Genomic DNA, 1496 nt, shown 5'->3' with positions numbered 1-1496 from the left:
TCAGACATCCCTGGACCTGGAATGTCAAGCGGCGAAGTCGTGTTGCCGGTGCGACCATGCGGTTGCTTGGTTGTAGGTGGTGTGGGTTTTCAGGCACCCATGGAGGATGCCGACCAGGCGGTTGCCGACCTGGCGGAGGGCGGCGTTGTGGCTGACGTCGCGGGCTTTGAGCTGGTCGTAATAGGCGCGGACGGCCGGGTCGTGCAGGATTGCGGCGCTGGCCTGCATGTGGAGAGCGTCGATGAGCCGGTCGTTGTGGATGAACCGGGCGTGGACGGTCTTGGACTTGCCTGATTGCCGGGTGATCGGTGAGGTCCCGGCATAGTTCTTACGTGCCTTGGCACTGGCGTAGCGGTCTTTCGCGTCACCGAACTCCGCGAGCACCCGGGCGCCGAGGATGGCGCCGATGCCGGGCTGGCTGAGGAGGACCTCAGCGTCCGGGTGCTGGCCAAAATAGGCCTCGACCTGCCGTTCGAGGGCGTTGATCTGGATGTTGAGGGTCTGCAGGACAGCGACGGTCGCCGACACGGTGGCCGCGTAAGCGCAAGCGACCAGGTCGCTTTGCCCGAGGTGCTCGGTGCGGAGTTCGGCCTGGATCGCGGCGGCCTTGGCGGGCTTGTCGCGGTGCCCCTTGAGCGCCGCGGTGATCTGGGTGACGGTCAGCCTCGCCGCAGCCCGCGGGGTGGGGGCCTTGGCCAGCAAGGCGAGCACGGCCGTGCTGGTGAGGCCGAGAGGCTTGTAAGCCGCGAGCGCGGCGGGGAAGTAGTCCCGCAGCGCCGAGCGCAGCCGCAGCATGTGACGGGTCCGTTCCCAGATCATCGTCTGATGCGCGCGGGCGACGACTTTGACCGCCTCGGCCTCGTCAGAGTCGCCGGCGACCTCGCGGAGCTGGTGGCGGCGGGTGCGCACCATGTCGGCCAGCGCGTGCGCGTCGGCCTTGTCGCTCTTGGCCCCGGAGTTGCCCATCACCTCGCGGTGCCGGGCGGCCTGCTTGGGGTTCACCCCGAACACCCGGTATCCGGCCGCGACCAGCGCGCGCACCCACGGCCCCCGGTCGGTCTCGATACACACCAGCACCTCGCCCGGCTCGGCGTCCTCAGGCAGGAACGAGGCGACCAGCTCGTGGAACCGGGCCACCCCGGCAGCGCCCTCGGGCAGCCGGGCCCGCTTGACCGCCCGCCCCTGCTCGTCCTGCACCTCCACGTCGTGATGGTCCTCAGCCCAGTCATCACCGACGAACAGCACCCGATCCTCCAACCCCTCGACTACACGATCAAGTAGCCCACAGGAGCCGGTCGGCGTGCTAATGGACCAGTGCTCACGCCCCCGAAAGGCGGGCACGACATCCCATCAGTGATCAAGACCCCTGACCACGGGTGAGGGCACGGTCTGACCCCAGGACTCAAAATCGGTCCAGCGGTTGGAAGTGCTCACTCACCAGCGGCTACCAGGCACCGAGTCTGCCCGATCAGCCGACCCGGTAGCTCCCATTAGCG

1 protein-coding gene is annotated in these 1496 nt (G+C 68.2%); it reads right to left on the bottom strand.

Features of this window, described 5'->3' with window-relative positions:
* Positions 1-24: 24 nt before the first annotated feature.
* Positions 25-1245 carry an IS110 family transposase gene (locus AB0H84_RS53385; RefSeq protein ID WP_357622477.1) on the bottom strand — a complete coding sequence of 407 codons (1221 nt, stop codon included), beginning with the start codon at positions 1243-1245 and terminating at the stop codon, positions 25-27.
* Positions 1246-1496: the final 251 nt, after the last annotated feature.

The organism is Nonomuraea sp. NPDC050786, from assembly GCF_040654115.1.
Classification (GTDB): Bacteria; Actinomycetota; Actinomycetes; order Streptosporangiales; family Streptosporangiaceae; genus Nonomuraea.
Note: the sequence above shows the minus strand (reverse complement) of the source record. Positions and strands in the feature narration are given on the sequence as shown.